Raw genomic sequence first — 17,060 nt, forward strand, 5'->3', positions numbered from 1 at the left:
ATAATCACAAGCCGCCGAATAACGGCTCAAAGCGGCAAACATGTGGCGCGCTTAGGTCCGATGTTTACTGGGGAATTAACTATAAATGCAATCTTTAGTTAATAATTTCGGGGAGCCGGCGGAAAATCGTTTCGAAATCATCGCGAGACTTCAGCGTCGGCCGATAGCGACAGCATTCGACGGACTTGAAGGTTGAAGCACTTCCGCCGCTCGGGGAAGCGCTTCGGGATCTGCATCAAGCCAGCATTTGCGAGACATGAGTGCCGTGGAATGCGTCGATGTTAATGGAGACGCTCAAGCTGTCGGTATCGATATGGGAAGCGCCATCGGAGATTTTGTATTGGAAGGTCTCGCTCACTTTTCCGGCCAAACCAGCGATTTTCGCGGCGTCGACCGTGTAGGTGTAGTCGCCATCACTCTCAACATGAATAACCCCGTATTTTCCCGCCAGCGTCAGGCCATGCTTGTCAACTGCGCTATCGCCGAAGCGGCGAAGCAATACGATTCCGTTGCTCGCGCTGTCGTTCTCCAGCAGATTGCCATGATAACCGCCGCCGGTATCGGCTGAAATCTTCAAGGTGTCATGCACTGCGACAATTTTGGGAATGACGACTGCATCTGTGGTGGGAGCAGCTGTTGTGGTGGTCGGCGGGGGCATCACCACCGGCTCGGCGACAGCCGGCGAGGTGTTGCCGCTCGCGCTGCCTGTGGCGCTGTCTAGTTCTGCCTGCGCCTGCTCGAGAGTCTTGTTCTCTCCGATGGAGAACGTATTCTGGGCGGCGATTGTCGCCGGCATCGTGAGCGTCGATACATCGCTGTCGATGATATTGTCGTAGAACGAGCCCGATGCCGGTTTGTCCACTTTCAAAGCCGACGAGGACAGTTCGTCGAAGACGTTGTCGTGGACAGCGATGTTCTCGCGGATGTAGCTCGGGTTGCCGACGGCGCTGACCAAGACGCCATAGACGCCGTCATGCAGGTAGTTTCCGCTGATGTCGTAGTTCTTCGCATCCCCCTGATCGCCGAGACCAATACCGTACGACCAACTATAGCCGCCATATCCCGAGATCTCATTGTCGTGGATGGCGATATTCGTTCCCGCCTGCGCGCTCACCCCAAAGCCGCCGCCGACCAGAGTGTTGCCCTCGACCACAGCATTGGTCGCCCGGATCAGCACCAGGACACCCTTCGCGCTGTTGGTAGCCGTCTGATCAAGGTGGTTGTCAGCGATCAATATATTGCTGCTGTCGTTGAGCTGGATCGCATCTGCGGCGCTGCCCAGACTGTTGGTGACGGTATTGTTGATGAGGGTGACGCCGTTGACCTTGTCCATCCAGATCCCGTCGGAATGCACGCCGGTCAGCGTACTGTTCTCGATGGTGATATTCTGGCTGCTCTGGAAGCTGACCGAACCAGGTTTACCGGACAGGCCGGTATTCGAAACCTCGACATTGCGCACGGTCCAGTTCGAAACACTGCCGGCATAGATCGCGTTGGCGCCGGTATCGGCAATCTTGATATTCTCGATGATGATGTTCGAGGCCTTGGAACCGTGGATCCCGTCATTGCTGCTGTGAATGACCGGCGCATTACCGATGCCATAGCTGCCGATGGTGATCGGAGCGCTGACAGTCCCGGAATATTTCAGATCGAACTGTTCGTTGAAGACGCTTCCGGCAGCGAGTAACACGCTGTCGCCGGGATTCAGCTTCAAGGCTTCCACGGCAGACAACGTCGCAAAGGCTGAACTCTCACCGGTTCCGCTGTTATAGTCGGATCCCGTCACTGAATTCACGTAATAGACGGTCATGCTGCGATCTCCCGAGGTTATGGAAGACCTTCTAACTGCGGACATCTCACCGGCTGCTAAAATGAAACACTAAAATGCGCGATATCTCGGAATATTCTTACATTCCAAGCATGATTATTCTAGTGTACTCAAAGTATTGCATCACGGTAAGGTTGCAGAGCCCCCCGACGCCCATTCTACCTCGGTGCAGCACACTACCGCACTGTGATCCGCAGCAAGCTGAAGCCGGCATATACCCGCTCCAGCGCAGCACAACGTTCCCAAACTGAACCTATATGCGGTAAACGGAAGGGTTTATTTTCGGCGATATACTTACCAACCGAGGGGAGAGGGCCCTGCGACTTTGCAACTCCGCTTAATAATCCGTCGCGATTACACAATAGCCCTACGGGGTGATACACTGTCGGACAAGATTACTACATTTGTCATGGAACAACGATTTTCTAATCGCGAAAGAACCATACAGCGAGGCTGCAACGGCACAGGCGATCACTAATTGTTAAAACTATAATATTTAGGACTTTCATCGACTTATGCACATTGCGCGCGTATACTTGCAGATCAATACACTCTGAAGTGCTTGTCTGTTGTTAACTACACGCTTGACTCCATGTATTAAGATACTCTTAATCATCCGGCTTGCCGAAGTCAAAAGTGACCGGCGAAGAGCAATTTCAAGGAGAGACACAGATGGCTATTCACGCAACCGACGATACTGCAACATTTCTGGAAACCGACGTCATTTCCGGGAACCTGCTCAGCAACGACACATCCGATGGCAACCTTTTCCTTCGCGCCTTCGACCACCAGAGCGTTGGTGCCAAGCAGGGCAACAATCAGATTACCGCAATCGCAGGCGACTACGGAACGTTCTACGTCAAGCCGGACGGAAGCTATACTTACGTATTGAGTGACGCTGCAAAGGTCGGCTTCACCGCCGGTGAGACGCTCCACGAACGGGTTTCCTACAAGATCTCCGATGGCGCCGGCCATACCGATTTCGGCCTATTCACGCTGAATATCCAGGGTGTCACCCAGGTAAAGCCGATTGCTGTTGACGACCATCTCAGCTTCAACGAGGGCGACGCTATCGCCGGCAATCTGCTGACCAACGACATTCCTGGCGACAATGGCCATCTTTTCCTGCGTCAGTTCGCCAACACCAGCGTAAACGGCGACCCGACCGCAACAACGAACATTGCCGGCACCTATGGGACCTTCCATGTCAAGGCGGACGGCTCGTTTACCTATGACCTAGCTTCGGATATCGCTCCAGGCGACCATATCACCGAAACAATCCAGTACTACAAGATCTCCGACGGTGAAGGCCATACGGATGTCGGCATTCTAACGCTCAACATCACGGGCACGGACGTCGTCTCCGGCGCAACCGTCTGATCATCGATAAACCATCGATGATGCAGCGCCCGCCGCTTACGCGGCGGACGTTGTTGATGTTGTATCAAGACCTGCTTTGTCCGCTCTGACAATGTTTCATCTCAGATGCGGGTTTAGGCAGCTTAAGCTTGCTACGCTCTTCAGGAATGGCGGAGAACGATTATCTGCCGCAGCGCTGTCGAAACCGCGCTGTAGCCCCCTCTCCTACGCTCGCCCAAGTTCGATCGAAGATCGGGCGGAGCTGCGGGTTGACCTTCCTTATCGCGGCATTGACCATACAGCGATCGCCAAGTTTCAGCATTGTGGTGAGATCGCTATCAAGCGCAATCTTTGCAGCGGAAAGGGTTACGCTGGTAAAATCGTTCCAGAAATAAAACCGCGATAAAATCATTCCTTGATCGTGGGGCGCGAGCACGACCGAACGCTTCATCATTTCCGCAATCGAGACTGGATCTTCTGCGATTTTCGACTGCACGGCCGCAAGTCGAAGCCAAAAGTTGCTATTTGTCGGCATGCACGAGAGGGCATGCCGCAAATATTGACGCGCATTTGACGCCGCAGCGGCCCAAGCGTCGTAGTTGACATTGACGTTCTGTCGATCGAGCTGCGTCAGAATGAGCGTGACGCCGGCGGCGACGATGTCAGATCGGCAATAGTGTCCGTCGACCACCTCGACAGCGCGCGCCGCATATCTGGCCGCGACATCGTTCGCGACAGTTTCGCCGCGTTCTATCCTCTCGGCGACAAGCGAAATGCTGGCCGTCCTTATCGAAGCATAGAGTTCTCGGCCGGCCAGCGCCGTAAAGACCACAGCGACGAGGAGGAAAACGATTCTCGTGGGCGAAACATACGGAATGCCGAGCATCAGCTTTCGGTATAGTACCGCGAATAGCGCTTATAATAATACTCGCTGGAACCGAATGTCCGGTAGAGCTTCATCTGCGCCGGATCGACCTTGGTCAATATGGCACCGACGCACTTCGTATAGAGATCCGGTTCGGACAACAGTGTCGACTGAACCACCTTCCGCGAAGTCTTGCCCCACTCGATCACGAAAACGACCGCGTCGAGCTTCGGGTTAATGGCGCGTGCATCCACCACCGGAGCCAGAGGAGGCAAGTCGACGATAATGTAATCGAAACTTTGACGCGCAAGCTCGAGAAGCTGATCCATACCGCGCGACGCGAGCAGCTCCGACGAATGCGGGACGCGATAGCGTGCCACGGTCGGCAGGAATGCGAGCTTTGTTTTGGGGTCAAGGAGAATGAGATCCTTCAGCGGGCGATTGTCGACGATTGCTTCAAGCAAGCCGGCCTCCGCGTGGCGGCCGATGGCCCGCGTCGCTCCCGGATTGCGCATATCGGCGTCGATCAGCAGGCACCGTGCCCCTTGCATGGCCAAAAGCTTGGCAAAATTGATGGCGGTCGTCGACTTGCCTTCACCGGGCAAGCTCGACACCACACCGATGACTTTGCAGCGCTGGTCGGAGGCACTGATATCGATCGCGATCTTCGCGCTTCGAAGCGTCTCGGCGAATGCCGACAGCGGATGCTCCTCGACATAAGTCGTGGTCTTGCCGCCCCTGGCGATGCTTCGCGGGTTCCCGGGATCGACGAGCGTCGGATCCTCGACGTTGTTCTCGATCAACGGCATGACGCCAAGTGATTCGACGTCGAGCATATCCTTGACATCGTCACCGGTGCGGAAGAAGCGATCGCGGAATTCACGGAAAGCGCCAATGCCGCTACCGAACGCGCATCCCAGGAACATGGCGAAAGCGATGACGAGGCTTCTTTTCGGCGCGCTCGGCTTCGTCGGCGTCTCCGCAGTCGTGATGATGCGTGCGGCGGTAATTGGGAAGCTCTGCTGCTGGATCGCTTCCTGATAGCGCGCCAGGAAGCTCTGATAGAGGTTCTTGTAAGTATCCCGCGTCCGCTCGAGTTCGCGGAGCTGCACCTGCGTCTCGCCCGCCGTTGCCGCCACACCCGTTGCCTTATCAACGCTGTCGCGCAGCGATTTTTCGCGGGATTGCGCAACGGTGAGCTCGCTCTGATAGCTTTCGGCGATGCGATTCAGCTCGTCGAACATGAGCCGTTCGTATTCGGCCATCTCAGCACGGAGCCGGACTGCCTGCACGTGGTCGGGACCAAGCCGCGCCTCGATCTCGGCCTCGAGCTTCGAAGCTTCCAGATATTTCTTGCGAAGGTCGTTTGAAATCGAACTGTCAAGCACATCGGTCACGATCGCATCGGTCTGCTTGGCTTCGATGATCGACTTGATGCGAGTATATTTCGCCTCGGCCTGCGCCGTTTCGGCCTGAGCCTTGATCAACTGGCTGTTCAGTTCGGAAAGCTGCTGCTCGCTGAGCAAAGTGCCCGATCCTGCCTCGACAAGTCCATGCTCGCTGCGGAACTTCTGCACTGCGAGGTCGGTGTCCAGCGCCTGCTGCCGGAGTTCTTCAATACGCTCCTGCAGCCACTCGCCGGCCCGGCGTGTCGCCTCATATTTCGAATTGAGCTTATCAACCAGATAAACATCGGCGATGGCAGCGGCGATTTCTCGCGCCAGATCCGGCGACTGCGAGGTATAGCTGACGTCGAGGACGTAGGATTTGCCGACACGCTCGACATCGATATTTCCGGCGACGGTTTCCGCAGCCCATCGCCGCTTCATTTCCGCATCAGGAGCAACGGCCCCGTCGTCGGCAAACCAGGAGCGGAAATTGACCAGGGATTTCAGCGTTGCGACAGAAAAAAGCGAGTTCTTCTGCGCCGTGAATACAGGATCATCGACAAGTTTCAGCTTGTCGACGACCGCATAGGCGATCGTGTCGGACTTCAACAGCTCGACCTGGCTGAGGACCGTGCCCTCGTCATCGTCCAGCTGGCCGAAAGCCGCCAGCTGGTTAATCATCTGATTGTCGCTGCGGTCGATCAGCACTTTGGTCTCGGCCGTGTAGACCGGCACCGCAGTCAGCACATAGACGACACCAAGAATGGCGAAGGCGAAAGCGCACACCGCTACGATCCGCCATTGCCGGCGAACAATTGCGATCAGCTTGTCGAAATCGATGAAATCAGCTTCGTTTCCTGTATCGCGGGAGGCGTCGATACGCGGCGTAAGTTTATCTGGCGACAGCAATTTCGATCTCCAACAAAGGCGTCAAGCGCCAAGATCTACAGGCAATTCCAGCTATTGTGTGACCGGGACGCTCTGACTCGTCGACTCCGTCGTGTCAGCGGACGACTGTCCTCCCCCATTCGTGCTGACAAACGTAGTAGTGGTAGTAGTGCTCGAAGACGAGTCGGAATCTGCGTTCGAAACTATCAGCGTACCGGCAGTCGTCGCAGCGCCGTCGAAAGGCGTGCCATCGTCCGACCCCGGGCCGGTTTGTCCAACCTGCCCATCATTGCCGATGCCGGGTGCTGCGGCGGCAGCACTTGCGCCGGGGCCGAGCGCCGCGGTCCCGCCTTCGGCCAGGACCTTTGCAAAGGCAGCAAGCAGCGGCGCGAGGTTCGGATCGGCGCTCGCCGCCTCGGCGACAGCCTTTTCGATAACCAGCTTGAATTGCGGATCTGTCACCTGGCAACTGTTTGCCGCCCGCGCGAGACCGGAGCCGATGGCCGCCATCTGTGCGGCATTCGCCTTCTTGGCCTGCTCGATCACCGGCGACAGCGCGTCGTTGCTGCTTCCGACCAGCGCACGAACACGCGACGACAGAACCAACGGATCGGACAGATCGAGCAGAACGGCGGGATTGGCCGTAAATCCGCCGACATCAATGGAAGTCAGGTTTGCAGGACCCAGGCAAGCAGCCGCAAAGGCGCCCGACGTCATGCCGACAAAAATTGCCGCGGCAATTCCGCTATATGCAAGTTTACGATGAACACTAAACCTTGCCATAAAAGTGGCTTCCTTCATCAAATCCGCTGTCGAAAACAGGCCGCGGCGCCGATCGTACGCGTTCGGCGCCGGCTCTTTCCCACTTAATTTCCGAGTTCTTGCACCGCATTACGGGTATCGCGTGCGTCGTCCGACACGCCGGCGACAGTGGACGATACCGAGTTTACGATGTCAAGGAACTTGACCAATTCGACAGAGTCCGAATTGGAAATATAGATAATATCCTTGTCTTCCATCTTGAATTGCTGAGCGGCAAACAGGGTTGCCGGATCACGAAGATTGGCGCGGATAATCACGGGAACCGTATCGCCCGCAAACCGCGTCGTATCTACATGCATCGCCGCAAGCGTCTTCCTCGGGAGAAGGCGATAGAGCAGAACCTGGGCTGGGTCCGCTCGGTCGTCGCGCAGGCCGCCCGCCTTCGCGATGGCCTCCCCGAGAGTCAGATCCGACTCTTCGAAATCGAACCGGCCGCTGACGCCGGCGGCGCCGAGCGCGAGATAGGTACGGCGCTCATGATCGACCGAGATCGTGTCATCCGGCGCGACATAGATATTCTCCGCCGGATTTTTCAACAGCGTATTGTAGGCGACGGTCGCCGTTCTGCCGCGGCGCTGCAGCGTCACATTCGTTTCAATGTTATTGGTCGTCAAACCACCCGCGGCGGAAATGACGTCGAGAATGCGCTCACCGGCCGGGCTGATCTGAACGCGTTGCGGATTGTTGACGTCACCAAGCACGGCCACCTGACTGGAGCGGTTGGTTGTCGTGGTGATAACCACCTGCGGCTCGATTGCGCGGCTGGCCAGACGATCTTCGACATCCTGCTCGACGGTTTCCTTCAGGCGACCCGCAGCCGGCACGCGACCCGCATAGGGAATCGTGATCGTTCCGTTTCTATCGATGGTCTGCGCCGGCAGAGAGATATAATTGCCGGGCCGGCTACCGGCGTCGGAGGGAATGAAGAGACCGCCGGACTGAGCTTCGAAAATCGCAACCTCGACGACATCGCCATAACCGAGCGGAATTTCAGGCGCTCCGCCGCGCCCACCGCCAAAACCCTTGAAGGAGGTCGGTTGCGGAGAGGTGAAATAGGACAGGACGTTCTTGCTGAGGTCAACCAGGGCGTAGTCGATACCGACGCGACGCTCCTTCGTTGTTACCTTTACCGCGGCCCCTCGATCGACATCTTTGTGATCTGGACCGGATCTTGGCAAGGACGTGCAGCTTGCCAATATACTCGTTAGCGCTACAACAATGGCGACGCGTGTACTACCGACAGGAAAACAACCCATAGAATAACCCGTGTTGACGCCCTTGAAGCTACTGCTCCGCAATCGGACAAATTACAAGACAATCCCTGATCAATAATTACCGAATGCCGTTTATCATTCTCTAACTGTGGCAGCCCGGCAACGCCGAGCCCTTCAGTAAACGAACGGCTCAGCCCGGCTCTCTGACGCCGGCAATAATCTAAAGGCTGCGTCCGCTATAAAATTTCTTGCGTTTAAGAGTCAACCCGCAGCCCTCAATCAATCGGTATTTTCGAAAAACCTTCATAAATTCCATTCATTTAAAGCCGTTTGGCGCGGATCGATCACCCATATTGCCGATCGATTTCGCCGCGACTGCGGCCGAGGCTGATCGCAACGACGGCGCTCAGGAATGCGGAAAAAAATACCGCGAAACCAGGGATTTGCAGCGAAAAATCGACCGCGGCATGAAGGGCGACCAGAACGGTCCCCGCTATGCCGAGCAGAACATAATGTCGCAGGCGCCGCCTGTCGGAGAGCCCGCGCCGGAAGACTTTCGCAAGCACTGCAAAAACAAGAAACGTCGCAACCGGAAACATTATCCCCAGACCCAGAATGCCTTCGAGGTAGAAATTGTGCGCACGGTCAAAAATCCCGAAGATGCCGCAGGCGGGATCGCGGTAGGCGGAAAACACGGTGCGGAAGGTTCCAAGGCCGGTTCCCGTTAGCCAGTGATCCGAAATGGCACGCCATATGCCCGGCAGAATACAGAAACGATCATCATCCTCGAGCCGCCGTTCCTGCGCGCGCAAAATCGCCTGCCCTGCAAACATGCTCAGCAACAGGACGACGAAAATGACCGCCGAGAGAAACTTCAATACCGAACGCCATTTCGACACCGGTGTCAAATGTTGTCTTGAACCGTTCCAATTGAGGGCAAGCCAGGGAAAATAAATGAGCGCGGCGACAAAGGTCGCGAATATTCCGGCGCGTGATCGGCTCAGCATCAACGCGGTGAAACATGCGCATAGGAGCAGAATATAGATCCACGTTCTCAAGAGCAGAAGGTTTCGGCCTGGTTCGCCGGGCGGATGGACTGAGTAAGACCGGGCATTGTCCCTGACCAGCGTCAGCATGAGCAACGTTCCTAGCCCGAGGAAAGTCGCGGCCGTATTGCGGTTGACGAAGACGGCCGTCAGGCTGTCGAGGTAGGCGTGTTTCTCTATGACGATCAGGATGGTGGGAAACATCGAAAATTGCAGCAGGCCGAAAACAGCGATGCCCCCCGCCGCGAGCCCCAGGCTGGTCAGCACTTTCCGCGCTCGTTGATCGGTATCGCACAAGATAAGTCCGGTCAGAAAAGTCACGAAAGGCAGGGCCACCCTGAGTATCGACGCAAGCGTGTCGGCCGGCTCGACGGAGATCGCCGCATATTGGACGCCCGCCAGATCGCGCGCAGCGCCCCAGGCGGGGTTTGCCAGCCAGTTTGCCGGCAGTTCAATCGTTTGGATGAATGCCCAGCTCGCCAGCACGACGAGCAAAAGCAAGGCGATCTTGAACACCCACCTGCTTTGTATTGGCTCGGCAAACAGCAATATCGAAACGATCGCGAGAGCAAACATTCCGATTGCGGCGAAGGCGAAGGGCAAAGGTGTGACACTCCCAAAAGGAATGAGCGTCAATATCACCAGGCCGATGAAGGCAACGAGAATCGTCTCCCGCAAGACCTGCCTGTTGATGAGGTTGGATAACATTTGGGACTTCACTCACCGGCAGGGAAAACGAGGCAATCACAACCATTACGGTTAATATACTCGTACTAACATAAGTTGCATATCAAGCGCTTGCGTGTTAAAGTGCAACAGAATTCCACATCGTTAAAATTGTCGCGAACGGCTTAAGCCAATCGAGACAGGACCCGCTTATGCTCCTTCAAGCAGCAGAAACGGGACAGGCGTTCTGTGCCCAATACTTGGCAGATCACTAAATCGCCATGCCATTGACTGAGCCAAAAGGCAAGCCTGATCTCAATCGCTTGCCCTGACGGGGATTAAGAGATGAAGAAAACCTTCGTTACACTTCTGGCACTGGCTTTTACAGTAGGAAATGCCTGCTCTGCACTTGCGGCCGGCCCCGCAGGTTTCGCCCGCGGCCTGACCAGCAGTTCCGAGGTCAGCTATATCTCCGAAAAAGAAAAGATCGTTCCGCCTTTCGCCCAGGTGCTGTTCTGCGCCCAGAACCCTGCCGAATGCCGCGACAACAACGGTCTGGCGGTCATCGCACTGACGGACAAGGAAATGCTGCAGCTGAAGAATGTGAACAACACGGTCAATCGTACCATGATCGGCCGCAACGATTCCCGCAACGAACTGAACGGCGATGTCTGGAAGGTGAATGTGCGCAGCGGCGACTGCGAAGATTTTGCATTGACCAAGCGCAGCCGGCTGATAGCGATGGGCTGGTCATCGCGGGCCTTGCGGATTGCAACGGCCTATACACCCTCCGGCGAAGGGCATGCCGTCCTCGTGGTCAGAACCGACAAGGGCGACCTGGTCCTCGACAACAGGCAAAGCAGCATCAAGAACTGGCGCGATACAGATCTGCGCTGGGACAAGATCCAATCGGGAACGGACCCGTACCTCTGGTACCGGCTGTAGCAGCCGAGCAGCCGATAGAGCGGTTCGTCTCATTCCCGGATTGAAATCGAGCCGGCTCTCACGAACGGCTCGACTTGTCATATCGCCCACATAAACCTATGTTTTTGCTGTCGAGCGGGTGGCCGGCAACGAACAGCGGCACCCTCGACACGACTTCCGATGTGGGTATTAAGCGATCTTCGATATTGTCTTTTGGCCCAGATTCAGTATGACGAACGCCATGCTGCGACGCAGCATGACGTTCTACTCTAATGATTTGAGGGAAATATGCGCATCACGATGATTGGATCAGGCTATGTCGGCCTCGTTTCAGGCGTTTGCTTTGCGGATTTCGGCCACGACGTCATCTGCGTCGACAAGGATCTGAGTAAGATCGAGGCTCTTCGCGAGGGCCGTATTCCGATCTACGAGCCGGGTCTCGATCAACTGGTTGCTGAAAACACCAGCACCGGCCGCCTGTCGTTTTCGACGGATGTCGGCGAAAGCGTTCGTGGCGCCGACGTTGTGTTCATTGCGGTCGGAACGCCGTCCCGTCGCGGCGACGGCCATGCCGATCTCTCCTACGTCTACGCGGCTGCGCGCGAGATTGCCACCTATGTGGAAGGCTTCACAGTCATCGTCACCAAGTCGACGGTGCCGGTCGGCACTGGAGACGAGGTCGAGCGCATCGTGCGGGAAACCAATCCTTCGGCTGACGTCGCCGTCGTCTCCAATCCCGAATTCCTGCGTGAAGGCGCGGCGATCGAGGATTTCAAGCGTCCTGATCGGATCGTCGTCGGACTGAACGACGACCGGGCACGCGAGACCATGACCGAAGTCTATCGTCCGCTTTACCTCAACCAGGCTCCCCTGGTCTTCACGAGCCGCCGCACCTCCGAGCTCATCAAATATGCGGCTAACGCCTTCCTGGCCATGAAGATCACCTTCATCAACGAGATCGCCGATCTCTGCGAAAGGGTCGACGCAAACGTCCAGGACGTTTCGCGCGGCATCGGCCTTGACGGCCGTATCGGCTCCAAGTTCCTGCATGCCGGTCCGGGTTACGGCGGTTCGTGCTTCCCCAAGGATACGCTTGCCCTTGCCAAGACGGCGCAGGATTACGACGCACCGGTCCGTCTGATCGAAACGACGATCTCGATCAACGACAACCGCAAGCGGGCAATGGGCCGCAAGGTCATTTCGGCGGTCGGCGGAGACATTCGCGGCAAGAAAGTCGCCATCCTCGGACTGACCTTCAAACCGAACACCGACGACATGCGCGACAGCCCGGCCATCGCCATCATTCAGACGCTGCAGGACGCCGGCGCCCAGGTCGTCGGCTATGATCCAGAGGGTATGGACAATGCCCGCAAGGTCATCGAGAACATCGAATATGCGAACGGCCCTTACGAAGCCGCGGCCGACGCCGATGCCATCGTCATCGTCACCGAATGGAACCAGTTCCGCGCACTCGATTTCAATCGCCTGAAGCAGTCGATGCGCGCTCCGGTCCTGGTCGATCTGCGCAACATCTATCGCAGCGACGAAATCCGCAAACACGGCTTTACCTATACCGGTATCGGCACCAATCTTTACCAGGACGCCTGACGGAGCCTGGCAGCCATGTGAACCTTCTGACGCCGCGGCACAATCCCGCGGCGTTTGTTTTTGGAGCGTGCGCCACGCTCTCTTCGCCGAGCGCATCGGCACGAAGATCAGAAATGACTCTTGGAAAAATACGATGCGCAAATCCAGAGTGCGGAGAGCGCGTCCTTCGTCTGAAAAATCGCACGGCGCGCTAAAGCAGCCCTACCCTCGTCCCCTTGATCGTCAGTACGGTCAGCCGGCCCGTCGCCGACACCGCGGTGTCGATGCCGATGCGTTGCGGACCGAATGTCGGGGCTCGCCCCGGAGTATGTCCGTGGATCACGAGGACAGGAAGCTGCGGTCCTTCGTCCAGGAAGGGCTGCCGGATCCACATCAGGTCGTTGTCTTTTTGTTTCTCGAGATCGATGCCGGGTCTGACGCCCGCATGCACAAAAACCACCCTGCCTAGGCGCACCATGATCGGCAGCGATTCCAGGAACTGGATATGCCGCTCGGGTATCATATTGCGAATGACGCGGGTGATCGTTTCATTTCCCGCCGCCGACTGCAGGAGATGCTCGATATCGATGCCGTATGAGTGCAGCGTCTCCGTCCCGGCGAAACCCAGCCATTCGAGAATACCAGCCGGTTTGCGATAGAGCTTCACCAGTTCAGCATCGTGATTGCCGCAAAGAACCAGGCGCTGAAATCCTGGCGGCGGGTTCTTGCTCAGGAACTCCAGAACCGCGCTCGAATCGGGTCCACGATCGACATAATCGCCGAGCATGACGATGAGTTTCGGCCCCTGAATGCGTGCTGCATCCTCCTCGATGCGGCGATGCACCTCGACGAGCTCGTTGTAACATCCGTGAACATCGCTCATGGCGTAGACCGCAGCGAAGTCGCCTTCGGCAAAGCTCAACCGAGCGCGCTTCTTACGATTGCCGGCCAGTATCGGTATCTGTTGTCGCCACCGTCCTAGATAATTAGACATGTAACCCATTTATGAGACCCGACCGATTGGCGGGTTGATCGATTTCCCATCCATCGCTGCAATGGCACGCAACTCAGTGTTCATAAGAAGTTGGCCTGATCGCGGCGTTGACAATGTAGCCGCAACTTATTGCCACATTCAAAACGACCTGATCTTTCGCCGCTTGCTGAATCGCCTTCACCAGCCTCGTCTGGGGTCGCGACAGAACGCTGCGCGTCCAACACATCAAACAAGCGGCTTGTCCATCCCTGTAGCTCCCAAGTGAAAGCGCAAGGGTCTCCTGCGTGAATCCTGGGTGCGAAGCGAGGCAAGCTCGCCAACGATAGATAAACGGCTGCCACGGACAACGGCGTTTCTGTGCTTATGTTTTCGTAGAGAAGATATCACCATCAATATCAAGTTGTATTTTAGTACATGATGATTAATCGCCGGTTAATCTTCTGTCTACTGGATCGATTCTTTCATATTCGGCTGTGCCACCCAAAGTCTCCAGACCGGGGAGAACTCGAAACCGACGGCTTTCCACAGGCGAGGCCTCCGGAAAAGCTGCATAAATCAACTACAGCGAGAGGCATCCGGAAAAAATGAACGTTAAAGCAGATCACGCTTGACGACCCTGCGACGCCGCTTAAAGATGGTGCGCCGCGAGCGTGAATGACGATTATTGATCAGGAATCTGAGATCCAAAACTGCGGGGTGCAAAGTGGAAACTGCGGTTGATTCGAAACTTATCGAGGCGATCAGCTACGACGAAGACAGCCGGCATCTACGGGTCTATCTGACCAACGGCCAGAGACGAGAATATGAAGGTGTCCCCAAAGGCGTCGTCGTCGGTTTGACGATGGCAGAATCGCCGGGGAATTTTTACATGAAGGCAATAAGGGGCAAATATCCTCATCGCCCCTGAGCATGTCGCGCAAAACTGTGCTGCGGTTTTGCAGCAACGCCATGCGTAATCAGCGACCTAAAGCGCAAGGAGCGAATCGAAGATCGCGACGCGCTTCAGATAATTGGTCGATCAGCGACGATGCGGGGCCGGCATTCGCCGGCCCCGTTCGCAGTCTTGGCCACTGTGGCAAAGGTCAATAGCCGCCGAGGAAGTCGCTAACCGCATTGATCTCCGATGGCGCGATCTCGTGCCCACCGGCATGCCAGACCGTCCTGACTTCCGCGCCCCGGCCCTCCAGGTGCGCAGACAGCGCCTGGGTCACCGCGGCCGGAGCGATGGGATCCCGCTGCCCGGCTGTCACCAGAACCTTTCTTCCGGTGAGCGTCGAGCGAGCCTGGGGCTGAAACGGAATGAGCGGATGCATCAAAACCGCCGCATCGAAGATGCCTTTTTCGATCAGCACGTTAGCAAGAATATTCGCCCCATTCGAAAAACCCAGGCCGAGAATGTGGGAAGCCCGATATTCGTCGGCAAACGCCTTGACATAGGCCGCCATCTTCTCCGTCGCGCGTGAAAGGTCGGACATGTCGTAGACCCCTTCGCCGGTGCGGCGAAAGAACCGCGCCGCGCCGTATTCGGAAACATCGCCACGCGGCGAAAGAATCGTTGCTTCGGGCAACAGCCGTCGGCCGAAGTCGAAGAACTGGTTTTCGTCGCCGCCGGTGCCGTGCAGCACGAGCAGAATAGGTTTGTCAGGTGCACCGGCACGCAGCCGGTGCACATATCCGGTTTCGGTCATCTCGCCCTCCCTACGCTTCGAGCGGCTGCAGATGCTGCTCGAGCAAGGCACGAAGATGAGCGTGCTGCTGCGGCAGCTTCAGCGCTTCGCCGAGATGAGCCGTGTCTTCGTCACGGTCGAAGCCGGGCTCATTGGTCGCGACCTCGAACAAAACACCGCCCGGCGTGCGGAAATAGATCGCCCAGAAATAATCACGGTCGATCACAGGCGTCACCTGATAGCCCGTATCCATCAGGGCCTTGCGCACTTCGAGCTGCTTTTCGCGATTCTCGACGGCAAAGGCGACATGGTGGACGGAGCCGGCGCCGGGAAGCGCGCGGGCAATGTTCGGCATCGTCTCAAGGTCGATGAGGTGCGCGCCGTTGCCGTCAGGCTTGATCAGCCGCTTGATGCCGTCCCGCTCCTCAGCCACTTGATAACCCATGAACTTCAAGAGTTCGGCCGTCGCGCCCTCGTCTCTCAGCCGCATGGCGACGGAGTGGAAGCCGCGAATGGCGTGGTCTTCGCTGATGCCGCCATGCGTCCAGGGCTGGCGGGCATCATCCTTGACCTCGACAAGCGCGAAGCCGTCACCGTCCGGGCCGGAGAAGTTCAAGCGCTTTTCGCCAAAGCTTTCCTCAGCCTTCAGACCGCCGAGACCAAGCGTGGCGAAGCGGTCGCTCCAGAAGCCGAGCGAGCCTTGCGGGACAGAAAATACCGTCGTGCCGACTTCCCCGGTCCCGGGCCGGCCCTGCGCCATCTTCGGGAACGGGAAATAGGTCATGATCGTGCCGGGCGCACCGCTCTCATCACCATAGTAGAGATGGTAGACATCAGGCGCATCGAAATTGACAGTCTTCTTGACGCGCCGCAGGCCGAGCGCATGGGTGAAAAACTGATTGTTGGTGCGGGCGTCCTGCGCCATCGACGTGACGTGGTGCAGACCCTTGATCTGATCGAGCATGTGAGACCCCTTTCTTGCCCGCAGTCCGCGGGCTTTTGATGGATCATAAATGCGCCTCAGCCGGCCTCCGGAATAGACCCAGAGACCAAAACGCATTGTCTATTATTAGTGAACGAAGATCGCGCCGCGTTCACATCAGGCGCCGTAAGGATCTGCCGGCAATTGCCAGTCGATCGGCGCCCGTCCGCGGGACTGAAGGAAGGCATTCGCCTTGGAAAAATGTTTGCAGCCAAAGAAGCCGTTATGGGCCGAAAGCGGCGAGGGATGCGGCGCCTTGAGCACCAGATGCCGCGTGGTATCGACAAATGCGGCCTTGCGCTGGGCATAGGAGCCCCAGAGCATGAAGACGACAGATTCGCATTCGTCATTGACTTTGCCGATAATGGCATCGGTGAAGCGCTCCCACCCCTTGCCCTGATGGGCGGCCGCTTGCCCTTCCTCGACCGTCAGCACGCTGTTCAGCAGGAGCACGCCCTGCTTTGCCCAATGTTCGAGAAAACCATGGCGCGCTGGCGCTATGCCGAGATCCGTCTCCATCTCCTTATAGATATTGACGAGCGAGGGCGGTATGCGCACGCCGGGTCGGACGCTGAAGCATAGTCCATGAGCCTGCCCAAGCCCGTGATATGGATCCTGTCCGAGGATGACGGCCTTGACGTTGACAATCGGCGTCAGATCAAGAGCGCGGAAATATTCGCTGCCCTTCGGGAAGATCCGCTTGCCCACTCGTTTCTGCGCGACGAGAAAGGATTTGAGTTGTTGCATATAGGGGCTTGAAAACTCCCCCGCCAGCGCGGCCTTCCAGCCCTCATCGAGACTGACGGATGTATCGCTCATCAGGAACCCTT

Annotated in this window: 14 protein-coding genes; 4 read left to right on the top strand and 10 right to left on the bottom strand. The window is 57.0% G+C overall.

Going from position 1 to position 17,060, the window contains the following annotated elements; genetic code table 11:
* Positions 1-235: 235 nt before the first annotated feature.
* Positions 236-1,810 carry a right-handed parallel beta-helix repeat-containing protein gene (locus HJB91_RS27440; protein WP_221156472.1) on the bottom strand — a complete coding sequence of 525 codons (1,575 nt, stop codon included), beginning with the start codon at positions 1,808-1,810 and terminating at the stop codon, positions 236-238.
* Between the two features lie 690 nt (positions 1,811-2,500).
* On the opposite strand from HJB91_RS27440, the gene HJB91_RS27445 reads away from it, so the two are divergent.
* Complete coding sequence (locus HJB91_RS27445; protein WP_210630225.1) at positions 2,501-3,208, top strand: Ig-like domain-containing protein; 708 nt, start codon at positions 2,501-2,503, stop codon at positions 3,206-3,208.
* Positions 3,209-3,368: 160 nt separating this feature from the next.
* On the opposite strand, the gene HJB91_RS27450 is transcribed toward HJB91_RS27445, so the two are convergent.
* The 5 genes from HJB91_RS27450 to HJB91_RS27470 all read right to left on the bottom strand — a co-directional run bounded on the left by HJB91_RS27450 (position 3,369) and on the right by HJB91_RS27470 (position 10,118).
* Positions 3,369-4,073 carry a hypothetical protein gene (locus tag HJB91_RS27450; RefSeq protein WP_221146896.1) on the bottom strand — a complete coding sequence of 235 codons (705 nt, stop codon included), beginning with the start codon at positions 4,071-4,073 and terminating at the stop codon, positions 3,369-3,371.
* Entirely contained in the window at positions 4,073-6,349 is a 2,277-nt protein-coding gene (locus HJB91_RS27455) for a polysaccharide biosynthesis tyrosine autokinase (RefSeq protein ID WP_210630221.1), read from the bottom strand. Before HJB91_RS27455 ends, HJB91_RS27450 begins: the two co-directional genes overlap by 1 nt.
* Positions 6,350-6,400: 51 nt before the next feature.
* Positions 6,401-7,111 (bottom strand): sugar transporter, encoded by a 711-nt coding sequence (locus HJB91_RS27460; RefSeq protein WP_210631575.1) that lies wholly within the window; start codon positions 7,109-7,111, stop codon positions 6,401-6,403.
* Between the two features lie 83 nt (positions 7,112-7,194).
* Entirely contained in the window at positions 7,195-8,406 is a 1,212-nt protein-coding gene (locus tag HJB91_RS27465; protein WP_210630219.1) for a polysaccharide biosynthesis/export family protein, read from the bottom strand.
* Positions 8,407-8,708: 302 nt separating this feature from the next.
* The gene (locus HJB91_RS27470) at positions 8,709-10,118 is read right to left on the bottom strand and encodes an O-antigen ligase (protein WP_221156474.1); all 1,410 of its coding nucleotides are present in this window, start codon (positions 10,116-10,118) and stop codon (positions 8,709-8,711) included.
* Between the two features lie 303 nt (positions 10,119-10,421).
* Here HJB91_RS27470 and HJB91_RS27475 point away from each other — a divergent pair, with 303 nt between their 5' ends.
* Together HJB91_RS27475 and HJB91_RS27480 are read left to right on the top strand one after the other, a co-directional pair.
* A complete protein-coding gene (locus HJB91_RS27475; RefSeq protein WP_221123064.1) occupies positions 10,422-11,021 on the top strand; it encodes a transglutaminase-like cysteine peptidase in 600 nt (199 codons plus the stop codon).
* 267 nt (positions 11,022-11,288) lie between these two features.
* Entirely contained in the window at positions 11,289-12,608 is a 1,320-nt protein-coding gene (locus HJB91_RS27480) for a UDP-glucose/GDP-mannose dehydrogenase family protein (RefSeq protein WP_210630213.1), read from the top strand.
* 190 nt (positions 12,609-12,798) lie between these two features.
* On the opposite strand, the gene HJB91_RS27485 is transcribed toward HJB91_RS27480, so the two are convergent.
* Positions 12,799-13,590 (bottom strand): metallophosphoesterase, encoded by a 792-nt coding sequence (locus tag HJB91_RS27485; RefSeq protein ID WP_210630211.1) that lies wholly within the window; start codon positions 13,588-13,590, stop codon positions 12,799-12,801.
* 655 nt (positions 13,591-14,245) lie between these two features.
* Between HJB91_RS27485 and HJB91_RS27490 the strand changes: the two genes are divergently transcribed.
* Entirely contained in the window at positions 14,246-14,488 is a 243-nt protein-coding gene (locus HJB91_RS27490; RefSeq protein WP_064804427.1) for a KTSC domain-containing protein, read from the top strand.
* Between the two features lie 175 nt (positions 14,489-14,663).
* On the opposite strand, the gene HJB91_RS27495 is transcribed toward HJB91_RS27490, so the two are convergent.
* From HJB91_RS27495 to ung, 3 genes are all read right to left on the bottom strand, one after another.
* Positions 14,664-15,269, bottom strand: a complete 606-nt coding sequence (locus HJB91_RS27495; RefSeq protein WP_210630209.1) for an alpha/beta hydrolase — start codon at positions 15,267-15,269, stop codon at positions 14,664-14,666.
* Positions 15,270-15,279: 10 nt separating this feature from the next.
* Positions 15,280-16,212: a VOC family protein gene (locus HJB91_RS27500; protein ID WP_221156476.1), complete on the bottom strand. Its 933-nt coding sequence runs from the start codon at positions 16,210-16,212 to the stop codon at positions 15,280-15,282.
* Positions 16,213-16,347: 135 nt separating this feature from the next.
* On the bottom strand, positions 16,348-17,049 hold the full coding sequence (gene ung / locus HJB91_RS27505; RefSeq protein WP_210630205.1) for a uracil-DNA glycosylase: 702 nt from the start codon (positions 17,047-17,049) through the stop codon (positions 16,348-16,350).
* Positions 17,050-17,060: the final 11 nt, after the last annotated feature.

The organism is Rhizobium sp. NLR10b, assembly GCF_019685435.1.
Classification (GTDB): domain Bacteria; phylum Pseudomonadota; class Alphaproteobacteria; order Rhizobiales; family Rhizobiaceae; genus Rhizobium.

Bases quoted from the DNA above. Each gene is read 5' to 3' on its own strand.
- HJB91_RS27465 (WP_210630219.1), bottom strand. From the start codon at position 8,406: ATGGGTTGTTTTCCTGTCGGTAGTACACGCGTCGCCATTGTTGTAGCG.
- HJB91_RS27470 (WP_221156474.1), bottom strand. From the start codon at position 10,118: ATGTTATCCAACCTCATCAACAGGCAGGTCTTGCGGGAGACGATTCTC.
- ung (WP_210630205.1), bottom strand. From the start codon at position 17,049: ATGAGCGATACATCCGTCAGTCTCGATGAGGGCTGGAAGGCCGCGCTG.
- HJB91_RS27460 (WP_210631575.1), bottom strand. From the start codon at position 7,111: ATGGCAAGGTTTAGTGTTCATCGTAAACTTGCATATAGCGGAATTGCC.
- HJB91_RS27450 (WP_221146896.1), bottom strand. From the start codon at position 4,073: ATGCTCGGCATTCCGTATGTTTCGCCCACGAGAATCGTTTTCCTCCTC.
- HJB91_RS27485 (WP_210630211.1), bottom strand. From the start codon at position 13,590: ATGGGTTACATGTCTAATTATCTAGGACGGTGGCGACAACAGATACCG.
- HJB91_RS27480 (WP_210630213.1), top strand. From the start codon at position 11,289: ATGCGCATCACGATGATTGGATCAGGCTATGTCGGCCTCGTTTCAGGC.
- HJB91_RS27440 (WP_221156472.1), bottom strand. From the start codon at position 1,810: ATGACCGTCTATTACGTGAATTCAGTGACGGGATCCGACTATAACAGC.
- HJB91_RS27495 (WP_210630209.1), bottom strand. From the start codon at position 15,269: ATGACCGAAACCGGATATGTGCACCGGCTGCGTGCCGGTGCACCTGAC.
- HJB91_RS27500 (WP_221156476.1), bottom strand. From the start codon at position 16,212: ATGCTCGATCAGATCAAGGGTCTGCACCACGTCACGTCGATGGCGCAG.
- HJB91_RS27445 (WP_210630225.1), top strand. From the start codon at position 2,501: ATGGCTATTCACGCAACCGACGATACTGCAACATTTCTGGAAACCGAC.
- HJB91_RS27475 (WP_221123064.1), top strand. From the start codon at position 10,422: ATGAAGAAAACCTTCGTTACACTTCTGGCACTGGCTTTTACAGTAGGA.